Source organism: Caballeronia sp. BR00000012568055, from assembly GCF_029439455.1.
Taxonomy (GTDB): domain Bacteria; phylum Pseudomonadota; class Gammaproteobacteria; order Burkholderiales; family Burkholderiaceae; genus Caballeronia.
On sequence record NZ_JAQFVG010000357.1, the window covers coordinates 13873 to 33421 of the forward strand.

Annotated in this window: 17 protein-coding genes and 1 pseudogene; 4 read left to right on the forward strand and 14 right to left on the reverse strand. The window is 60.6% G+C overall.

The annotated features are described in order from the left end of the window. From P7F28_RS30965 to P7F28_RS30995, 7 genes and pseudogenes are all read right to left on the reverse strand, one after another. Positions 1-285 (reverse strand): MSMEG_0570 family nitrogen starvation response protein, encoded by a 285-nt coding sequence (locus P7F28_RS30965; RefSeq protein WP_277189248.1) that lies wholly within the window; start codon positions 283-285, stop codon positions 1-3. Then, positions 286-1401 (reverse strand): annotated as a pseudogene (locus P7F28_RS30970) (MSMEG_0565 family glycosyltransferase); the annotation flags it as partial. Next, a complete protein-coding gene (locus tag P7F28_RS30975; protein ID WP_277189018.1) occupies positions 1389-2381 on the reverse strand; it encodes a sll0787 family AIR synthase-like protein in 993 nt (330 codons plus the stop codon). The gene P7F28_RS30975 and the pseudogene P7F28_RS30970, both read right to left, overlap by 13 nt. Further along, positions 2330-2884 (reverse strand): MSMEG_0567/Sll0786 family nitrogen starvation N-acetyltransferase, encoded by a 555-nt coding sequence (locus P7F28_RS30980; RefSeq protein WP_277189020.1) that lies wholly within the window; start codon positions 2882-2884, stop codon positions 2330-2332. The genes P7F28_RS30975 and P7F28_RS30980 overlap by 52 nt, the downstream gene beginning before the upstream one ends. Before the next feature lie 2 nt (positions 2885-2886). Continuing rightward, complete coding sequence (locus P7F28_RS30985) at positions 2887-3957, reverse strand: MSMEG_0568 family radical SAM protein (RefSeq protein ID WP_370467448.1); 1071 nt, start codon at positions 3955-3957, stop codon at positions 2887-2889. Further along, the gene (locus P7F28_RS30990; RefSeq protein ID WP_277189024.1) at positions 3950-4936 is read right to left on the reverse strand and encodes a Nit6803 family nitrilase; all 987 of its coding nucleotides are present in this window, start codon (positions 4934-4936) and stop codon (positions 3950-3952) included. Before P7F28_RS30990 ends, P7F28_RS30985 begins: the two co-directional genes overlap by 8 nt. Before the next feature lie 3 nt (positions 4937-4939). Further along, positions 4940-5422 (reverse strand): MSMEG_0572/Sll0783 family nitrogen starvation response protein, encoded by a 483-nt coding sequence (locus P7F28_RS30995; protein WP_277189026.1) that lies wholly within the window; start codon positions 5420-5422, stop codon positions 4940-4942. A gap of 70 nt (positions 5423-5492) precedes the next feature. On the opposite strand from P7F28_RS30995, the gene P7F28_RS31000 reads away from it, so the two are divergent. After that, entirely contained in the window at positions 5493-5735 is a 243-nt protein-coding gene (locus tag P7F28_RS31000; protein ID WP_277189028.1) for a hypothetical protein, read from the forward strand. Between the two features lie 26 nt (positions 5736-5761). Continuing rightward, positions 5762-7153, forward strand: coding sequence for a PLP-dependent aminotransferase family protein (locus P7F28_RS31005; protein WP_277189030.1), 1392 nt, complete (start codon positions 5762-5764; stop codon positions 7151-7153). Between the two features lie 13 nt (positions 7154-7166). Here P7F28_RS31005 and P7F28_RS31010 read toward each other — a convergent pair whose 3' ends face one another. The 6 genes from P7F28_RS31010 to P7F28_RS31035 all read right to left on the reverse strand — a co-directional run bounded on the left by P7F28_RS31010 (position 7167) and on the right by P7F28_RS31035 (position 17939). Beyond that, positions 7167-8000 (reverse strand): hypothetical protein, encoded by an 834-nt coding sequence (locus P7F28_RS31010; protein WP_370467444.1) that lies wholly within the window; start codon positions 7998-8000, stop codon positions 7167-7169. Next, the gene (locus P7F28_RS31015) at positions 8000-10621 is read right to left on the reverse strand and encodes a tetratricopeptide repeat protein (RefSeq protein ID WP_277189032.1); all 2622 of its coding nucleotides are present in this window, start codon (positions 10619-10621) and stop codon (positions 8000-8002) included. Before P7F28_RS31015 ends, P7F28_RS31010 begins: the two co-directional genes overlap by 1 nt. Next, positions 10618-12804, reverse strand: a complete 2187-nt coding sequence (locus tag P7F28_RS31020; RefSeq protein ID WP_277189035.1) for a glycosyl transferase family protein — start codon at positions 12802-12804, stop codon at positions 10618-10620. Before P7F28_RS31020 ends, P7F28_RS31015 begins: the two co-directional genes overlap by 4 nt. Then, a complete protein-coding gene (locus tag P7F28_RS31025) occupies positions 12801-15050 on the reverse strand; it encodes a cellulose biosynthesis cyclic di-GMP-binding regulatory protein BcsB (RefSeq protein ID WP_277189037.1) in 2250 nt (749 codons plus the stop codon). The genes P7F28_RS31020 and P7F28_RS31025 overlap by 4 nt, the downstream gene beginning before the upstream one ends. Before the next feature lie 214 nt (positions 15051-15264). Next, entirely contained in the window at positions 15265-16473 is a 1209-nt protein-coding gene (gene wecB / locus P7F28_RS31030) for a non-hydrolyzing UDP-N-acetylglucosamine 2-epimerase (protein WP_277189039.1), read from the reverse strand. 407 nt (positions 16474-16880) lie between these two features. Then, positions 16881-17939, reverse strand: coding sequence for an NAD(P)-dependent alcohol dehydrogenase (locus P7F28_RS31035; protein WP_277189042.1), 1059 nt, complete (start codon positions 17937-17939; stop codon positions 16881-16883). A 522-nt stretch (positions 17940-18461) separates the two neighbouring features. Here P7F28_RS31035 and P7F28_RS31040 point away from each other — a divergent pair. Continuing rightward, entirely contained in the window at positions 18462-18776 is a 315-nt protein-coding gene (locus P7F28_RS31040) for a hypothetical protein (RefSeq protein WP_277189043.1), read from the forward strand. Positions 18777-18790: 14 nt separating this feature from the next. Here the strand turns inward: P7F28_RS31040 and P7F28_RS31045 are convergent, their stop codons facing one another. Then, positions 18791-19111 carry an HNH endonuclease gene (locus P7F28_RS31045; RefSeq protein WP_277189045.1) on the reverse strand — a complete coding sequence of 107 codons (321 nt, stop codon included), beginning with the start codon at positions 19109-19111 and terminating at the stop codon, positions 18791-18793. A gap of 135 nt (positions 19112-19246) precedes the next feature. Here P7F28_RS31045 and P7F28_RS31050 point away from each other — a divergent pair, with 135 nt between their 5' ends. Continuing rightward, on the forward strand, positions 19247-19549 hold the full coding sequence (locus P7F28_RS31050; protein ID WP_277189047.1) for a hypothetical protein: 303 nt from the start codon (positions 19247-19249) through the stop codon (positions 19547-19549).

Sequence of the window (19549 nt, forward strand, 5' to 3'; positions counted from 1 at the left end):
TCAAACGAGTTCGATGACGGTCACGTGCGCATCGTGTTCGTGAGCGAAACGACTGGCATCCTGTTCGATGCGTGCGAGCTGATCCATCGCCGCCGAACACGCGAAGCCGTATTTCTCGCGCACACGTTCGGAGCCTATATTCAGGGCCTCGCGCGAGCGCGCCACGAAGTCGTCGAGCGGATAGCGCGTTCCTGCTTCGAAATACTCACCGACGACAGTGGAAGGCGAATAGCAGTCCGCTTCGACGCCATCGGGCCAGCGGATATGGAAGTGCATGACGGGCATGGTGAGTTCTCTATAGATGTCGAGATGGCGTGACGCGCTCGCTTGCCATGTGAAGCGCTGCAGAAGCGCGGGAACGTCATGCTCGAAGTTGATTTCACTCGTGCATTCGATTGCACGCGTCAAGGCTTCGGCAATGGAATGCGCGTCGTGTGGATCGGCGAATACGCAGGTTTGCGCGTCGAGATACTCCGTGAACGGCGCAATATTCGATACGACCACCGGCCGCCCGCTCGCCAGCGCTTCGAGCACGACGAGGCCGAAGCCTTCGCGCAGCGAGATCATCGAAACGGCATCGGCGAGTTGGAATAGCGCGGGCATGTCGTCGTCGTTCAGCGGACCTGTGACGATTACCGGCACGTCGAGTTCTTCTGCGCGCTCGAAGAAGCGACGCGCGTAAGCATCGTGATCGAGCAGGCTTGCGCCGCGTGCCAGCACGAGTTGCGCCGATGGCATGCGCCTGTGCAGCAACGCGAACGCTTCGAGCAGCATCAACGTGTTCTTGCGCGCTTCGATGCCACCGACTGCGAGCACGACCGGTCCATCCTGCGTGATGCTGAAGCGCTCACGCAGAGCGTTGCTATCACCGCCCGCACGATAGCGCGCTGCATCGATCCCGTTACTCACTGTCTTCGCTTCGATGCCGTATATCTCGCGCATCGTCCGCGTCCATGTTTCGCTGACGCACAGCACTTCGTCGGCATCGCGCCACGCGCGGCGTTGCCAATGCGCGAGGCGTTCATCATCGAAATGATCGAGATGATGGACCGTGCGCACAAAGCGGCGAATCGCGCCTTCCTGCTTCAGTTCCGCCAACGCATTTCCGCCGATGCTGTCCTGCGCGTGATACACATCGAAGCGCTTGTTCGCGAGTGCAAGTTTCAACGCGCGAATGCGTTCATCGACCATACCAACGAGACCATCGTGCGAACCTTTCACACGCGCCAGCACGATCTCACACGGTGATGCCCTGAACATCGATTCGCCTTCACGCGCGGGCGCGAAGATCGTGACATCGTGGCCGCATTCGTGAAGCGCACGCGCGAGCTCCAGCGTGTGCACCACGCCGCCGCGCGGATTCACCGAATGAGTGAGCAGTGCGATTTTCAGCGCGCGCATATGAACGCCTCCTCGCGCAGATTCCACAGCAGCGCGCTTTCATCGCCTTGCGTTACGACTACTTCGCGCGAGGCATCGACATGGCCGATTACGGCGCTCGCAATCTCACGCGCTGCAAAGCGGGCGATGACCACATCGACATGTTTGGGACGCACCGATAGCACGAAGCCGAAGCTCGGAAACGCGCCGAGCCAGCGTTCAAAATTTGAATCGTTAGGATCGGGAATCAAATCGAGATCGATACGCGCGCCCACTTTCGAGCATTCGAGCAACATGAGCGCCGTGCCGAGCACGCCTGCCATGCTGATGTCCTTGGCGGCATCGCACAGGCCGTCTTCAGCGAGCGCGGGCAGCAGTTCGAAATCGTCACGTGCGCGGCCTTCGGGCGAGCCGACCGATGCGTTCCAGAACGGGTACGGGTCTTCGTAATTACCGCGCAGATCGACGGCCATGATGAGCGCATCGCCGGGTTTGGCGTCGAAGCTCGTCAGCAACTTGCGCGCACGTCCGACGATGGATACCGCGAGTTGCGCGCCATCGCTACGCACGTTGCTGTGGCCGCCGACGATCGGCACGCCATACACTTTCGATGCGGCTGCCATACCCGCGAGCACTTCTTTCGCTTCGTACGTGCTGCCGCTCCATAGTGCATCGACGACGGCGATCGGGCGGCCGCCCATCGCGTAGATATCGCTCACGTTGACCATCACGCTGCTGTAGCCCGCGAACCACGGCATCGCGCGGACAAAGTCGCTCACCATGCCTTCGATGGCGAACAGCAAGTAACCGTCGTTATCGGGAATCGCAGCGCAGTCGTCGCCGATTGCAATTGCACCTTCAGGCAAGCGCGACAGCACGCCGGAAATATCGCTTTTATGCTGAAATCCGCGACTTTCGCGCAAACGTCCGACAAGCGATGCCAACGCGCTCACGACACTCTCCGCGCCAGCGCGACGAATCCGCTTTGCGGCGTCGCGCATGGCGGATACGCGTCCAACTGCGCCTGCATCAGATGATGCGCGCGCCCGAAGATCGTTTCTTCACGCAACGATGTCCAGCGAAGCCGCTCGAACAACGGCACGTTCTGCGCCTGCACATGCGCGAGAAATGTCTCGCAACCTTGACCATGCGCGCTCGATACCGCAAGACGAATCAGCGTCGCGCCGATCTTCGCATGCGAGCGAAATGCCGCATGAACGGCGAGCCGCGAGCCGAACCACACGCCCGGTTCATCCTCATGAATGCGCACCGTGCCGACCACTTGTTCGGGCATGCCCGCCACACAACTCAACGCGACGATCAATTGCGCCCGTTCATCCGTCTCGTCGCGATCATCGCCCACAAAAATGCCTTGTTCGATGCAGAATACCGCGCGCCGCAATGAGTAGGCTTCCTGAGTTTCCCAAGGCAAAGTCGCCCACTTCACGCGAAACTCCACGGGCGCGTAATCACATTCGAGTTGATCGACGGCTTCGACGAACATGATCACACCTCGTAGGAAGAAAGCGATGAACACGCGCCGCATTTCCCGCAGCCGGCTTTGATATCGGCGGAGCGCATGTTGGCATCCGCAAGCATGGCGCCGATGGGCGCGAGCACCGAGCGCATGAAATCAGGCGTCGGCGCGGGATGATCCTCGAGCGGCGTGCTGCTGATCGGCACGAACGGCACCACGAACGGATACACGCCGATCGCGATCAACTCGCGCGCAATCTGCACGATGGCCGTCGCGCTATCGCCGAGTCCCGCGAGAATGTATGTGCTCACCTGGCCGCGTCCGAACACCTTCACCGCCGCGTCAAACGCCTCCATATAGCGCGATACCGGCACCGTCGCCTTGCCCGGCATGATGCGTTCGCGCACGTCCGGCGTGACCGCTTCGAGGTGCATGCCGAGCGTGTCGATGCCCGCAGCTTTCATGCGCCCGAACCACGCATCGTCGTCGGGTGGTTCGCATTGCGCCTGTATCGGCAGATCGACGGCGGCTTTGATTGCAGAAGCGCTTTCGCAGAGGATCTGCGCGCCGCGATCGGGCGTTGGCGGCGTGCCCGTGGTCAGGACCATATGCTTCACGCCATCGAGCAACACCGCTGCGCGTGCGACTTCCGCGAGTTGCTCGGGCGTCTTGCGCGCAATCGTGCGGCCCGCCGCCAGCGATTGCCCGATTGCGCAGAATTTGCAGGATTTGCGGCGGCTTTCATAGCGGATGCATGTTTGCAGCACCGTCGTCGCCAGTACGTCGCTGCTGTGCAACGTGGCGATATGCGAGTACGGCACGCCTTCGAGCGTTTGCATCGCGTAGAAGCGCGGTGATTTAGGAAAACTTATCGATGCAATCGGAATCGCGTTGCGCATCAGCGCACTCTTGCCGTGTTCATCGGGCTGACCGGCGACGAAGGGCGATTCCCACGCGGTGCTCGTATGAACCGGCACCATGATGGTCACGCCATCGACGGTCACTGCCTTGTGATCCGACGGCCCAGCGCCACCGCGACGGCTCGATACACCCGCGCGCGGATCGATCAGACGCAGACCGCTCGACTGAAGCTCAGTCATCAATTGCCGGCTCGATGCCGGCAGGTTCTCTCGGGCGCTCATCGTCGTGGGTGTCCTTGAATGAAGTGACGGGCGATGCCGGCCGGTCGTTGATCGCGAGGCTCAGCAATTCGGGCCGCGCGTAGTGACCGACCGAATCCATCATGCGTTTGCGCTTGGTGATGAGCGACATGTCGAGATCGGCGATCACCATGCCTTCGCCTTCGCGCAGCGGTTCGGCAAGATGCTGGCCTTCGGGCGATACGATCGCCGTGTTGCAGCCGCCACGCAACGCGCGTTGAAGATTGGGATCGGGCGTGACGGCTTCGATCTGCGCATCGGTGAGCCAGCCGGTCGCATTGACGACGAAGCAGCCCGATTCCAACGCGTGATGGCGGATCGTTACTTCGATCTGCTCAGCAAATATTGGCCCGACCAGCGAGCCGGGAAACTGCGCGCAGTGAATCTCCTCGTGCTGCGTCATCAACGCATAGCGCGCGAGCGGGTTGTAATGCTCCCAACATGCCAATGCACCGACGCGGCCCACGCTCGTTTCGACAACCTTGAGGCCCGCTGCGTCGCCTTGTCCCCAGATCATGCGTTCGTGGAAAGTGGGCGTAATCTTGCGGCGCTTGAGCAGCAACGCGCCGTTGGTATCGAAGATAAGCTGGGTGTTGTAGAGGCTGCCGTGATCGCGCTCGTTCACGCCGAGCACAACTACCATCTGCGCTTTGCGCGCGTGGTCCGCAACCGCCTGCGTCACCGGACCCGGCACCACGACCGCGCGCTCGTACAGCTTCATATGATCCACACCCGATGCCACCGGCGCGCGCACGAACGAGAAATACGGGTAATACGGCACGAAGGTTTCGGGGAACACGATCAACTGCACGCCCTTCGCAGCGGCTTCGTCGATGGCCGTGCAGACGCGGTCGAGCGTGCCTTCGGGACGCTCGAAATCCGGCGTAATCTGCACAGCCGCGGCGCGTACGATGCGCATGACTTACACCGTCCACGTATGGATGATGAGCGCGTTCTCCTTGCGATGAAGAAGCTGAATATCCAGCACATCGAGCGGATTGATCGGCTTGATTCCTTCGATCAACGAAGCTTCGCCGTGCCCATAAAGCGCCTGCAATGCAAAGCGGCACGCATAGACCTTGCCGCCTTCGGCCATGAACTTCTGCAATTGCTTGTTGAAGTTGAGATGGCCGGGGAAGGCTTCATCGCCGAGCGTGGGAAAGCCGCGTTGCAGACCGAGCGTGACGCCGGGACCGTACAGCAGCACGGAAGTATCGAACCCTTTGCGTTGAAGACGCGTGGCCTGCAAGAGATTGACGAAACCGATCGAACCTTCGAACGCGACGGTATGAAACGTGACGAGCGCTTTTTCGCCGGGTTCGGCTTTCACGTCCTCGAACACTTTCTCTTCGTAATCGACCAGATAATCGCCGTTCTTGTGAAGCGGTTGCGTGACTGCAGGCATGTCATTCTCCGTTTGGCGTGTGTGTATGACGTCGCTATGTGACGAGCGATCAAACGCAACGGATATGCCAATGATTGGCCCGCAAAATGCGATCACTTTGCAATCAAGCAAAACGAATCTGCTCGACGGATACCAAAATTTTTTGTTCGAGCCTTGTAGCAAGGGGTTTTCTGACTTTTATTCTGCCTGGCGTTTCGCGCGCTCACGCACGGTTTCAGCGCACGTTCGCGTGCGCGTGGTGCGCGTCACACTAAAGCCGTGCATCGATGCGATCAATGCGATCAAATTGCATCGGCATTTACGATCGGTTTAGATCTTGGTTTTGCATAAGGGCGCCGCATGACGCAGACGTCGCATCACTGGATTCGCAAGCTCGAAGAGAGCCGCAAACCGGCTTATCTGACCATTCCCGATTTGATCGAGGAAGATCTGGCGAGCGGCCGGCTGCGTCCGCGTGATCGTTTGCCGGGTCTGCGCGATCTTGCCGAAGCGCTCAATCTCAACTACACGACGGTTGCGCGTGCGTATGCCGAAGCCCGCAAACGCGGCCTGCTAGATGCGCGCGCGGGCAGCGGTACCTTCGTGCGCGGCAGAACGCAGACGTTGCCATTGGCGGGCGGCAGCAGCGTCGAAATGTCGATGAACATGCCGCCGGAACCGCCTGCGCTGGCGGCGCGATTGCGTGAATCGGCTGCGCGTTTGATGAAGGACGCGGACCCGTTTCAGTTGTTGCGCTATCAGGATTTCGGCGGGACCGCGATGGATCGCTCGGCGGCCTGTGGATGGCTGCGCGCGCGTCTTCCGGATTGTCGTGAGGAAACGGTGCTGGTGTGTCCGGGCATTCATAGCGCGTTGGTCGCGCTGGTCTCACAACTCGCGCGGCCCGGTGAAACGATCTGTCTGGATTCGCTCGCGTATCCGGGCATCAAGGCGATTGCCTCGCAACTCGGCGTGAAGTTACAGGCCTTGCCGCGTGATGATGACGGCCCCTTGCCGCATGCGTTCGAGGCGATGTGCAAGACGGAAAAGCCCGGCGGTTTCTATTGCAATCCGACTTTGCAGAATCCGAGCACGCTGACCTTGAGCCAGCAACGGCGTGAAGCATTGGCCGATATCGCGTTGCGCTACAACGTGCCGATTATCGAGGACGAGCCTTATGGCATGTTGCCCTTGGATGCGCCATCGTCGCTTGCAGTGCTTGCGCCGGAATTGACGTATCACGTGACGGGTTTATCGAAGACATTTGGCGCGGGTTTGCGTGTGGCTTATCTCAAGGCGCCTTCCGCACGGCAGACACAGCGTATTGCCGGTGCGTTGCGGGCGACGACGGTGATGCCAAGCCCTTTCACCGTTTTGCTCGCGACGCAATGGGTCAACGATGGCACCGCTCTGGACGTCCTGAACGCGATCCGCGAAGAAGGGATGGCGCGGCAGCTTATCGCTTCGCAAGTGCTTGACAGTCTGCCGTTCGATGCGAATCCGTACGGCTTTCATCTGTGGCTGCCGGTGCCTTCGGTTTGCGACTGGAGTGCGTCTGAACTGGCGTTGCAGTTGCGCAATCAGGGCATCGGCGCGGTGGCGGGCGCTGCGTTTTCTACGGATGGCAATCCGCCGAATGCTTTGAGGCTGTGTCTTGGCGGACCACAAAATCGTGAGGACTGCCGGGAAGCTTTGCAGCGGGTCGCGGATATGCTCGCGGACCCGCATCACTTGCATATGACGATGTTGTGAGGGGGTTCGACCTTTAGTTCGATTTCATCTTGTATGCGTCCAACAGACCCCGCACCATCTCCCCCGACACATAATGCGGCCCATCGAATAGATAAGTCTTATATCCTCGATACGCGTCAATCTGCGGCTTCAGTTCGTCAACGGTCGCCGCGCGAAATCCGCCGCCGACATTCGGCCGAAACGCCTCCGCAATGATGCGCACGCGCCCATGCCCCAGCCGCGCCGCGATCTGATCGGCATACAGCCGCGCCACGCGCGGTTCACGCGCATATACGCCGCATCCGTCCTGCAGCAACACGCCAACATCACGCGGCAACCACTGCTCAAGCCATTCACCAATCGCAGCACCGCCCACATTCGCGCGATCATAAACACTGATCCATAGCGGCTTCGGCAACGCATCGAGCAGCGTGCGCAAAGCACTTGCATCTTTCCATGTCGGATCGATTTCGACAGGAAAGTAGTAGCCCGAAATATGTACGGGCAGGCGTACATCCGCCAGTCGCATCGACTCGATGAAAAGCTGCGAGATATTTGCGCGCGCCGATGCTTCATCGAAGCGTCCGGCAAGTCCGATAATCACATCGCGCGCCCACGGCTCACGTCCGATACGCGCCCAGTCCGGCATACGCGGCGCGCTTCGCATGTCGCTTCCGGGCACGAACGACAGACCATCCACCGACGTCCATTGCACAATCAGTTCGTGCGCGCCGAGCTTGTTCCAATCGCCCGCCGGATCGGGATGTGCGTTGTCGGGTTGCCAGACGATGCCATCGATAATATGCGGCTCTGCATGCACGCACAGCGCCGCCATCATCAGCATCAGGCCGAAAAGAAGCGTCTTCATCAATACGAGAATACCGCACCGAAGAACACGCCTTTCGCGCGGTCATCGCCCGCTATGCGGAAGCGGTATTGCACCGATACATCGACGAACGAGCGCGGCGCGTCGTAGTTGCTGCCACGGAACCACCAGCGCGCCGAGATGCCCGCGCCAATCCCCACCGGCGTGCTGTGATCGATCGCGGAATCGTAATCCGCGCCGATCACCGCGTGCGGAAACACCGTGAGACGCGGCGATATCGCATCGATGCGATACGTGCGTCCGAGCCGCGCGTTCGCCGTTGCATACGTCGATGAGTTCACGATGTAATGCCCGACTTCGCCATAGAACGTGCCGGTCCACCAGCTTGGCACATCGAAGCGACGCGCATCGCCGAAACCGGTCGAATACGCGGCGCGGGCGAGCCAGTCGGAGCGCACATCGGAGCCTATCGGCAGAATCTTTTCGATGGCGAAGATCGCATTCACCGACGCGAACGGTTTCACGCGCGCGCCGAGTGCCGCCTGCAAGGTCGATGCCCCCGACGGCGCGCCGCCCTTCACGCCGAAGTTCTCGTAACCGCGTGCATAGACTTCGAACATGCGGTCGCCGAGGCTGCCGAACGGTCGCCAGTAGGCTTCCGTGCCTGCTTGCCAATTGCTTGCGATTCCCGGCGTCGGGTTGAACGCGAAGCCGGGACCGGAACCGCTGCCGCGATAGTTCACGTTCATGCTGAAGCCCCAGTTACGCGTGGCTTCGGCGTGCGCGGCGCGGGCATCGATCAGGGCATCGTTTGACAATCGTTCGGAATCCGGAGCAGTACGCGTATCGTCGATTGCGTGTTCTATGTAACGTGCGCCTTCCGCGTTGCGGCGCATCGAAAGCGCGGCGTAGCCTGCGTCGGCTTCGGCGTTTGGCGGGAGATTGCCGTGCTGTTCGGCGCGCGCGTAGTATCTCAGCGCTTTCTCACGATCGCCCGCGCGGGAAGCCAGCGATGCCGCTTGCAGATCGGTCATTGAATCGAGCAGATGCGCGTCGATCGCGGAACGCGCTTCCGTCGATGCAGCGCGTGTCTGACCGTCGGCGGCAAGTGCATCAATCAGCGCCAGTCGCAGACGTGCATCGTCGGGTACGGCTTTGACGGCGTCGCGCCAATGTTCGATGGCAGCGCTTCGATCGCCCTGCTGCTGCGCGAGATTCGCGGCGCGCGTGGCATCGAAAGCGGGATCGTGGGCGTAGATATCGCACGATGCGCCGTATTGGTCCTGTCGGCAATCGAAAGTCGGACGCGCGTCCGGGTCGATATCATGCGGCGCAGCTTCCGCCCGCGCGCGGTATCGACGCAAGGCGATTGCTTCGTCGTTCTTATCGTCGGATGGCAGCGCATCGAGCGCGGCCTGTGGTTTGCCTTGCGCGAGCCGCACATCGGCGATGATCGTGCGTGCTACTTGCGCGTCACGGTAGCGGCGTTGCGCTTCGGTGTTCGCAACGACGGCAGCCGGGGCGGGCTTTGGCGTTGGCGCATCCCGCTTCAACTGCTTCTGCAAGATAATCGAGCGTTCTTCATCGACACTCATCGCATTCGGATGTTCGATGCCATAACGCAGCACGTCTTCATGTGACTGAATTTGTGCATCGATATCGTCCTTAACGGCCACGAGTGTATCTGGCTGCGGATTCACATTCGCCCGCGTCTCCGCCGCCTGATCAACCGATGCAGGCGCAATCGCAAGCGCATGAGCGAAATCCTCATCCGCACTAAGTCCGCGTGCTGCACGTGCGTACCCATGCAAAGCCCACAACAAAGCGTCGTTTCGATTCAACGCGATGCCATCGCCCGCAGTGCTTTCCACGCCTGCAAGATCATCACGCGCGAATAGCGTTTCGATCAACTGCATGCGAAATTGCGCGCGTTCGGGCGCGTACATCATCGCACGTTGCGCGTGTCGTTCGGATTCCGTAAGATCGTCACGTTGACGCGCATCATAAGCCACGATCGATTCCGGCGCAGCAAGCCGATCGCCGATATAACGACGACGCGTGCGCAATCCTTCGCTATCGCCAAATCGACGCGCCGTATCGCTGGCGACATCCCATGCGGCGCGATCATCTCCCGTTGCGGCGAGCGAATCGACCAGCAGATAACGCAGTCGTTCGACACGCGGCGCAAGCCGTATCGCTTCGCGGCTTTCGATCACCGCCGCCGCGTAATCCTTGTTTGCATAATCGCGATACGCCGCGCGCGCAGCACGCAAGGCCGGTCCTTGCAGGTCACCGGTTCCGCCCGCGCCGCCACCGCCCGCAGCCAAATCATCGATCTCGCGACGACGCGATACCAACGCGGCCTGCGGCCCGAACTGCGCGATAGCATCGCTCAGAACCTGGCTCGCATCCTTCAGATGCCCGCGCGCCGCCAGCGAATTCGCCAGCAGCACACGCAAGTCCATCACGTCCGGTCGCTGGCGAATCGCTTCGCGCGCGCTCGCGGCTGCATCGACATAACGATGCTCGTCGTACGCGGCATACGCGTCCCGCGCGATGCGATATGGCGCGCCACTCAAGGGCAGCGGCAAGGTGACATCTGCATGCGCGACGCCCCACGTCGACAACGCAATCACGGCACATGCAATCCGACTACGGTTCATTGCCGGCCCGCCCGCTGCGAATAGCGCCGCTGTTGTTCCTCGACCGCGCGTTCCAGCGCTTCGCGCGTAATCACTCCTTCGGACACCAGATAATCGCCGATGCGTCCATGTCGTTCTGGCCGATAATCCCGCAGCGCCGTTTCGAAGCGGCGTCGCGTGACCAGTCCCATCTCGATCATGATGTCGCCGAGCAAAGGCACGCCGCGCGCGGCTTCATCGTATGCGGCGTGCGTGCGTTCGGGCGCGGCTTCCGCGCCAGACAGTGTCGATACATCGACATCGCGCAGCATGCGCAAACCCGACGCGATTTCGCTTTCACGAACCACTTGTATCGATATCGCGACGCCCACCGCATCGCGCAATTCGGCGAGTGCGGCATCGTCGAGCAAGGAAGCGGTGACGAAGACCGCGTGACCGTTCGCATCCTCGCCTTGCGGCATCGCGCGCAGGCGGACCAGTGTTTCCGGCGGCACCGCGACGCCCGGTTCTTCCTGCATGCGCGTGGCATCGAAACGGGCGCGCGGCAAATCGGCCTGAAACGCGATCGCTTCAGCGAGCGTTTCCTCATCGAGCCAGCCGCGCGTCACCAAAACGCGACCAATCGGCGCTTCGCGCGCGTGCTCGGTCTGCTTCGCTTCTTCGAGCCGTTCGGGATCGATCGCCTGCCACGAAACCAGCAGATCGCCGAGATCCTGACGCGTATCGCGCAGGCCATCGGCGCTGGGGAAATCGTGCGTGGTCTTGTCCCACGCGAGTCGCCGCCCCGTCACCACATGCACGATAAACAAACGCCACGCGCGCGCCACCGCCATAAAATTCACGACATTGCCGATCACCATGCGCGGCACCGCCAGCACGCCGTGCTCCCATCCATAGAGCCGCGTGGTGAAGATGATCCGCTGCACCACGCGCAGACACAGCGCGACGAAATTCGCAGCGAGCAGCGCATTGAGCCAGCCCGCATCGATAAACGGTGATGGAAATAGATCGGACGTCAAACCAAAATACGTCGCCGCCGCGAACAGCAAAAACTGAATGGCTAGCAGATACGCGAGCATGCCGACGAACGCCGTCACCACGCCTTTTCGATCACGCAGCAGCAGATATCGATTGGCAATCGTGCCCGTCCAGCCGATCAAACCCCAGCTTTGCAGACCGATCCCCAACGTCCATCGCGCGCGCTGTCTGTACGCTGTACGAAACGTATCGGGGAAGAACTCGCGCACGCACAGCGGCATCGTCGTATTGATTTCGCGCTCGGGGCCGAGACCGAACCACACCTTGCGGCGCGACGTAAATTGCACCGGAAACAGCGGGAAAATCGACGACATGCCCATCTTGAGAATGCGCGCGCCGATGTCGTAATCCTCGGTGAGGCTTTCGGTATTGAATGGCTGACTTTCGGTCTGCTCGACCAACGCGAGCATGGCGCGACGCGAGAAGCACGTGCCCACGCCCGCCGAAGGCACCGCGCCCGCAAGACTCTCTCGCACCACCAAATCCTTCGCGTGCCACTCCGCGAACTCATCCATATACGTGCCCGCGACCAACTCGAACCAGTTCCGTTCGAGCGATGCCACCGGCAGTTGAATCATGTCCTTGCGCGGCAAAAGATAGTTGAAGAACTTCAGTTCGATCGGATGCAGCACATCCTCGCTGTCGTGCATGACGACGCCCGCGAACTCCACGCCCGCCTCGTACTCGTAATGCAGAATCGCCTGCACGAGCCAGTTGAGACAATCGGCCTTGCAGGTCGGTCCATCATGCGGCACTTCCACGCGATGCAAATGCTTATACCGATGCCGCATGCGCTCCACTTCGCGAATCGTCGCGACATCGTTCTGATAGGTGCCAACGAAGATCGTATAGCTGCGGTAATCGAGCACGCGCACGAGGTCTTCGATCATCGCCGCGATCACGTCCTGTTCCTGCCACGCAGGCACCATGATCGCGATCGGCTGCTCGTCGCGCGCGTAAAGCTGCTCGATGGTGAGCGGCGAGTAACGCCGCTCGATCGTCACCTTGCGCCAGAACTTGCGCGTCCAGAACCAGATATCGATAAACAGATCGTCGAGACTGGACAGCAGGATGATCGCAGCCACCGTCGCGGCGACGTATTCGAGTCCCTGGTAGTACTGGGCCAGAATGATCCGGCCGTACCACCTGAGCAGTTCCAGTGTCACGCTTGGTCCTTCTTGTTTTGCTGTTCACGTCGATGCTTGCGGCGCGCGTTGCCCGCCAGCGCGATCAGCACGAGTAGCAAGATGACCAGCACGGCAGGAATGCCCCAGCGCGCCCAGTGACGCGTGACCCAGTCGCTGCCGCTCGCGGGTTCATCGACGAGTTCGTCGGGGTTGACCGTATCGAACTGTTTGAGCACGCCGGTTTGATCGACCACGGCGATATCGCCGCGTGACAGCGCGAGTTTGTCGTTGAGCACGGGCGCGGCACCCGTCGATCGATACACCACGCCGTTTTGTCCGCCCGCGCTCGCCACGCTCACCACCGCGACTTTCGACAGGCCCGACATATCGAGCAGCATGTCGCCGGAAGGCGCGGACAGCGTGAGACGATCTGCTGAGTAGACCGCAGGATTTTTTTCATCCGCGAGTTTCACGTCGGCAGCGAGGAACGCGCCATCGGGCGATGCGGTCTTGCCGTCATCGGTGACGAAGAATTTCGCCTGCACGGGCGCGACGCCTGTTGCGCCGGACAGATACGCGAGACGCGGAACCGTGTCGAGCGAATCGTCGAGATAGGCGCGCGGCACGTAGACCGAAGCAGACGTCGCATAACGCGCCGCCATGCCGACAAACGTGTTGCCCGGCGTCGCCTTGCCGAGTTGAATATGACTCGTCGGCAGCACCGCGACCGGATAGTTCTGGCGCGCCTCACAACCTGCGTCGGGTTGACGCCGGAAGGTCACGCGCAGTTCGTTGGTGCGGGCCAGCGCGTATCGCGGAATCGGCACGATGATGCGTTGACGCACGCCATCCGCGTTCAACAGCTTCGCGCCGATCATCACGTCGTTGAAATAGATCGTGGCCGTGGCCGCGCCGTTCGACAGCGTAGGCGATGCCGCCAGATCCAGCACCACGCTTTCCGGCAAACGCCCGTTGCCCGACGCCGCCGCGAGATCGAAACGCGCGGTCCACGAAGCCGTGGTCTGCACATCGATACTGCGCGGATCGCCGCCCAGTTCGGACAGCGCGATCATGTCGGCGCGCGCGCGTTCGGCGGCATCGATCTGATGCACGACCACACGGTTCGATACATCGATCGGACGCCAGCTTTGCGCCAATGCACCGATGCCGCGCGTGTCGCCGACCACGATCACCGCGCGCCCGCCGAGATGCGCGATACGCACTTCGCCTGCGGTGAACGGCGTGGTCAACTGCGCGACGCTGCGATGACGCCAGGCGTCGAAGGCCGGCAGCGCATCGTTCGATGCACTCGCCACTTGCGCGCGCAATGCATCGAGCGCGCTGTCGATTTGTTTGCGCATCACGTCATCGACGACAACAACGTCAGGTCCGAACGACGCGCGCGGACTCAGCGCGATCAGCGCGCCGAGTTCGGCATCGTCCTTGATGAGATGTTTGCCGCCAGAAGCGAGCGCCGCGAACGCGGGAATGCCGCGCAAACCTGCGGGCACGTCCACGCCAGTAAGATCCGCTGTCTTGCCGACCGATGGCAGCGTTTCCATCACCGGGCGCTTGCCGTCGCGCTGAAGCAAGGCATCGGTGCGCCAGGCGGTGTCGAACGCTTCGGTTTGCAAACGATTGCCCGATACCGCGAGCACCGGCGCATACGGCAATGCGCTCCATGCGGTGCGCAGATCGCGGATATCGGCGGGATCGAAACGGAACGTCAGACGCGTGCTCGGCGACACGCGCAGCACATTGCCGATCGCGGTCTGATCCGTACACACGTTCTGGCTGATGACGGACGCAAAACCCAGCCCGAGCCGCACGAAACCGGTATCGCGCGGCGCGCCATCGACACCGAGATTCACCGCGACATTGCCCTGATCGGTCGTAAACTGGCGCGACAAAACCGGCGATCCATCGAGCGACAGCAGCATCGTCACACGGCCGCCGTCGCCGCGCACATAGCCGCCATCGACATTCAGCGTCGCATCGTAAATGGGGATATTCGCGGGCACGGGCAGATAAAACTCCTGCCGGGTTTCAGGCGCGCTCAGCGTGACATCGCGTTCGAGGCCGAGCTGGCTCAGCGTCACCGTGCGCGTTTCCTTCACATCATTGCCGAGCTGAGAAAATGCGCCCGATACGCTGTTATCAGAGAGGGAAGGCGCGGCGGGCGCTGCAAGCACAGCAGCAGGTGCACCGGTGAGAAACGCCGCGCATGCGGCACACACAACGAACGCGGCGCGCAGGCGGCGCCGCTCGAAAAGGTCGTCGATCAAGGCAGGTGGCTCGAATTAAGCGCAACGAGGTGCTGTCACAACGCGCGTGTGTTCGAGGCGGATGGGCCTGCTGTTCCGCTGATCGAACGCAGGATGCGGCGCGTGCGCCTCGGAGTGCGTGGATCTTGGTGTTCTTTATTGCGATCGGGCCTCTGCAAGCGCCCGTATTGCGTCGAAATTTCTTGTTCTCGTTACTCGATACAGCGATACGACATCACGCAATCGCCGCGCGCCGTGCCGGAAATTCGGCCTCGACGACGACATCACGCGAAGGTTCAGGACTGAATTCTTCGAACGGCCGTCCCATCAGCGCCGATACGATCCGCGCCGATGCCCGGCCATCTCCATACGGATTCACGCTCTGCGCGAAAGCCGCGCGGGCTTTGTCATCGTCGAGCAGCAGGGAGACCGCGCACACGATTGCGTGCGTGTCCGTGCCAACCAGCCGCGCGGTGCCGGCCTGCACGGCTTCGGGTCGCTCGGTGACGTCGCGCATCACGAGCACCGGTTTGCCGAGCGCGGGCGCTTCTTCCTGCACGCCGCCCGAATCGGTCAATACCAAGGTCGAGCGCTGCAACAGGCGCACGAAACCCATGTAGTTCTGTGGCTGAATCAGAAACACGTTCGGCAGCGAGCCGAGCGCGCTGATGACAGTTGCCTGAACGTTCGGATTCAAATGCACGGGATAGACGATCTGCACATCGCGGCGCTTCGACAATTGCGCAATTGCCGCGCAAATATCGCGCAGACCTTGCCCGAAACTTTCACGGCGATGCCCGGTAACCAGCACCAGCTTTTTCGATGCATCGAGAAACGGAAAGCGCGCGTCGAGACGTGCACGCAGCGCATCGTCCGAATCGATGCGTTTGACGACGGACAAGAGCGCATCGATCACCGTATTGCCGGTGACGACGGAGCGGCCCGCGAGCGTTTCGCGCGCCAGATTCTGCTCATTGCGACGCGTGGGAACGAACATGAGATCGCTGACGACATCGACCACGCGGCGGTTCATTTCTTCCGGCCACGGGCTTTTCATGTCGCCGGTACGCAGACCCGCTTCGACATGCGCCACCGGCACGCGACGATGAAACGCCGCGAGCGCGCCAGCGGTCGCGGTGGTGGTATCGCCATGAACGAGAATGCGGCACGGCTGCTCCTGCTCGATCACATCATCGAGCCCGGCAATCAGCTTCGAGGCCAGACCGTTCAGGCTCTGGTTCTCCGACATCACCTTGAGATCGTGTTGCGGCGTGATGTCGAACAGATCCAGCACCTGCCTGAGCATCGAACGATGCTGGCCGGTCACGCATACGACAGAGCGCACGCTCGGCTCCGCCTCCAGTGCCTTCACGAGCGGCGCCATCTTGATGGCTTCAGGCCGCGTCCCGAACACGGAAAGTATCGTTTTTGGTTTCGTTCTCATCGTCCCCGACGAATGCACAATCTTTAACAATCTGATTGTATTTAGACGTTTAGGAACGCTCGAAATCTAAATTGTAAAAAAGTCTGACGAGAGGTTTATACAACAGTCTGAAGATGCTTTGTCCAATCCGACGCGGGCGTTTTTACCTGAATGTTTAATTTTTAAGCACAGGTAAGTGTGCGGCGCGGGATTGATATGACCAAAAGAGTTGGTTTCTTAGTGATGGTGACGAGAGCGCACGGTCATTCGGCTATCCCACATCCTGATTTGCGACGTGCGAGACGCCGCTGAAGATCAGGCCTGATATGTCGCGCTTATTGATCCAGTCGGCATCCTAACTAAATGCGATCCAATATTTCATATCGCCAACGAAACAGGCCCGCATCGCGCGGGCCTGAGTCAATCATTTACTTCTGCAACGAAGCCATATCGATCACGAAGCGATACTTCACATCGCTCTTCAACATACGCTCGTAAGCGCCGTTGATCTCGTCCATCCTGATCATCTCGATGTCCGACACGATTCCATGCTTGCCGCAGAAATCGAGCATTTCCTGCGTCTCGGCAATGCCACCGATCAGCGAACCCGCCAGCGTGCGGCGCTTGAAAATCATGTTCATCACCGAAGGCGACGGATGCGCATGTTCGGGCACGCCGACCAGCGTCATGGTGCCGTCACGCTTGAGCAGAACCATGAACTGATCCAGATCGTGCGATGCCGCTACCGTGTTCAGAATGAAGTCGAAACTATTGGCGTGCGCGGCCATTTGTTCCGGGTCCTTCGAAATCACCACTTCGTGCGCGCCCAGACGCTTGGCATCTTCGATCTTGCCCGGCGATGTGGTGAACAGCACCACATGCGCGCCCATCGCCGCCGCGATCTTCACGCCCATGTGACCCAGACCGCCCAGACCGACCACGCCGACCTTGTGACCCTTCTGCACGTTCCAGTGACGCAGCGGCGAATACGTCGTGATACCTGCGCACAGCAGCGGCGCAACCGCAGCCAGTTCCAGATTCTCCGGCACGCGCAACGTGAACGCTTCGTCCACCACGACGCTCGACGAATAGCCGCCGTACGTCACGCCGCCCGACTTCTTGTCCGGCGAGTTGTAAGTCTGGATAAAGCTGTCCGGACCATCGCAAAACTGTTCGAGACCTTCCTTGCAGGCTTCGCACGTGCGGCAGGAATCGACCATACAGCCGACGCCTACGAGATCGCCCGTCTTGAACTTCGTCACGTCCGCGCCGACTTCGGCCACGCGCCCGACGATTTCATGACCCGGCACGACCGGATAGTTCGTCGCGCCCCATTCGTTGCGCGCCATATGCAGATCCGAATGGCAGACGCCGCAAAAAAGAATGTCGATGCGCACGTCGTTCGGGCCGACTTCGCGACGCTGAATATCCAGCGCTGCAAGCGGTTTATCGGCTGACGAAGCGGCATAGGAATACGCTTTGTACATGATCGGGGTTCCCTCTTTGATTTGAACTTTTGATGACGAATACCGGCGATTTTTCACAATCAGTGAACGCCGGGGAGGACACGGTGAAATGCAGGCTTTTTTATGTGCGGCAACGAACCTATGAAGCGAAGCCGCGCACGCGTTGCGGATTTTGAGCCGATGAAGCCGAGGTTTCGGCGGCGACGAGCAACCTCAGTACTGTATGCCTAACGGTGTAAGTCTGCTCAAGCGAACGGCCGCTCGTTCGATCGTGCATTCGGCCGCATTCGATCGATCGTGCGGACGTGGCACACGACGTGCGACAGGGCAACGTCCGCGACTTTCGCGACTTCCGAAGAGCATGCAGCCACCCGATTTGCTCCCTCCTTCAGCGGGACTTTTCGGCAAACGGCAGGCGCTTTAAGGTAGTCGCATGACAGACAAAAAACGCTCGCTGGTTTTGAAAAGCGGCGAATTCTAACAGCGTAGGAGCCGGTGGGGAAATGCAGTCCGGCGCAGCACATACACACTGAGAGTGAGACCATGAATGCGAAGGCGATGACGGTGAATATCGAGATGCCCGACGGCGCGGTCAGCGCCGAATTTCATATCGATACGGGGCGGCTCAGAATTCTCGAACGCGGCATGTTGCGTGTGGAGTTGTTCCCGCCGCATTCGTGGTTCGCGATTGCATCGGTGGCGGGCAACAGCCGTTGGGGTACGCGGCCGCGTGAGCGCGATCTGCGCGCGGTGGTCGAAAACTTCATCATGCAGCGCTTCGGCATGTCGGCGTATCGCGCGGAACTGGCTTGCGCCATGACGTCTTTATCGCCGATGCCGCAGGTGCGCAGCCTTTAACCCTTTAGCTATCGCTAGCGTTTTCTCGCGGCGCGCCGCGTGCGCTCGTGAAAGCCATTCGGCTTCGTCTTCACCCAATCAACGAAACCGCGCACCGCGTCGTGCGCGAGCAGCGCATCGACGGTGGAATACTGCTGCGCGAGTTCCTTCTCGGTGAACAACGCATGCAGTTGACGATGACAAATCCGATGCAGCACCGCCGTCTGCCGTCCGCCCTGCGACTTCGGCACCAGATGATGCAGGTCGCGTTCGGCAGACTGCACCGGACGTCCGCACAACGCGCAGACTTCCTCTTGCGGCGGGTGATACCACGGCTCGGGCGTTCGCTTGGCCATCGATAAATATTGCGTAAGTTGCATTCAGTGTACGCGCCGCTGCACGATCACGTTAATTGTCATTTTGTTTTGCACGCGAACATGGCAAGATGAAAACGCTGTTCACCGACCACGCCCACCGAAGCCGGAGAAGCCATGGAAGTGACCATCAGCGAATTGACGGGGTTGCTGGAAGAACTCGAACGGGACGATCCGGTCGATTACGGCGACCTGCCCTTCGGCGAACCCGAGCTGCGCACGCTCGTCGTCACCTCACTTCTCGAACGTCATCACGCCTTGCAGGCAAGCGGCCTCGATTCCGGCGACGTCAACCTTACTTATATGCTCAGCACTGCGTTGCTCGTGCTCGAAAACCTCGTGTTGAATGCGCGCATCTTGATGCTTCAAGGCAATCAAATCGATGTCAGCGCGCTGCTGCGGAAGTATTCGGGCGGCTGA

What these genes read in the sequence shown, in the direction of transcription:
- P7F28_RS30965 (WP_277189248.1), bottom strand. Translation starts at nt 285, where the DNA reads ATGCCCGTCATGCACTTCCATATCCGCTGGCCCGATGGCGTCGAAGCG.
- P7F28_RS30975 (WP_277189018.1), bottom strand. Translation starts at nt 2,381, where the DNA reads ATGCGCGACGCCGCAAAGCGGATTCGTCGCGCTGGCGCGGAGAGTGTC.
- P7F28_RS30980 (WP_277189020.1), bottom strand. Translation starts at nt 2,884, where the DNA reads ATGTTCGTCGAAGCCGTCGATCAACTCGAATGTGATTACGCGCCCGTG.
- P7F28_RS30985 (WP_370467448.1), bottom strand. Translation starts at nt 3,957, where the DNA reads ATGACTGAGCTTCAGTCGAGCGGTCTGCGTCTGATCGATCCGCGCGCG.
- P7F28_RS30990 (WP_277189024.1), bottom strand. Translation starts at nt 4,936, where the DNA reads ATGCGCATCGTACGCGCCGCGGCTGTGCAGATTACGCCGGATTTCGAG.
- P7F28_RS30995 (WP_277189026.1), bottom strand. Translation starts at nt 5,422, where the DNA reads ATGCCTGCAGTCACGCAACCGCTTCACAAGAACGGCGATTATCTGGTC.
- P7F28_RS31000 (WP_277189028.1), top strand. Translation starts at nt 5,493, where the DNA reads ATGATTGGCCCGCAAAATGCGATCACTTTGCAATCAAGCAAAACGAAT.
- P7F28_RS31005 (WP_277189030.1), top strand. Translation starts at nt 5,762, where the DNA reads ATGACGCAGACGTCGCATCACTGGATTCGCAAGCTCGAAGAGAGCCGC.
- P7F28_RS31010 (WP_370467444.1), bottom strand. Translation starts at nt 8,000, where the DNA reads ATGAAGACGCTTCTTTTCGGCCTGATGCTGATGATGGCGGCGCTGTGC.
- P7F28_RS31015 (WP_277189032.1), bottom strand. Translation starts at nt 10,621, where the DNA reads ATGAACCGTAGTCGGATTGCATGTGCCGTGATTGCGTTGTCGACGTGG.
- wecB (WP_277189039.1), bottom strand. Translation starts at nt 16,473, where the DNA reads ATGAGAACGAAACCAAAAACGATACTTTCCGTGTTCGGGACGCGGCCT.
- P7F28_RS31035 (WP_277189042.1), bottom strand. Translation starts at nt 17,939, where the DNA reads ATGTACAAAGCGTATTCCTATGCCGCTTCGTCAGCCGATAAACCGCTT.
- P7F28_RS31040 (WP_277189043.1), top strand. Translation starts at nt 18,462, where the DNA reads ATGAATGCGAAGGCGATGACGGTGAATATCGAGATGCCCGACGGCGCG.
- P7F28_RS31045 (WP_277189045.1), bottom strand. Translation starts at nt 19,111, where the DNA reads ATGGCCAAGCGAACGCCCGAGCCGTGGTATCACCCGCCGCAAGAGGAA.
- P7F28_RS31050 (WP_277189047.1), top strand. Translation starts at nt 19,247, where the DNA reads ATGGAAGTGACCATCAGCGAATTGACGGGGTTGCTGGAAGAACTCGAA.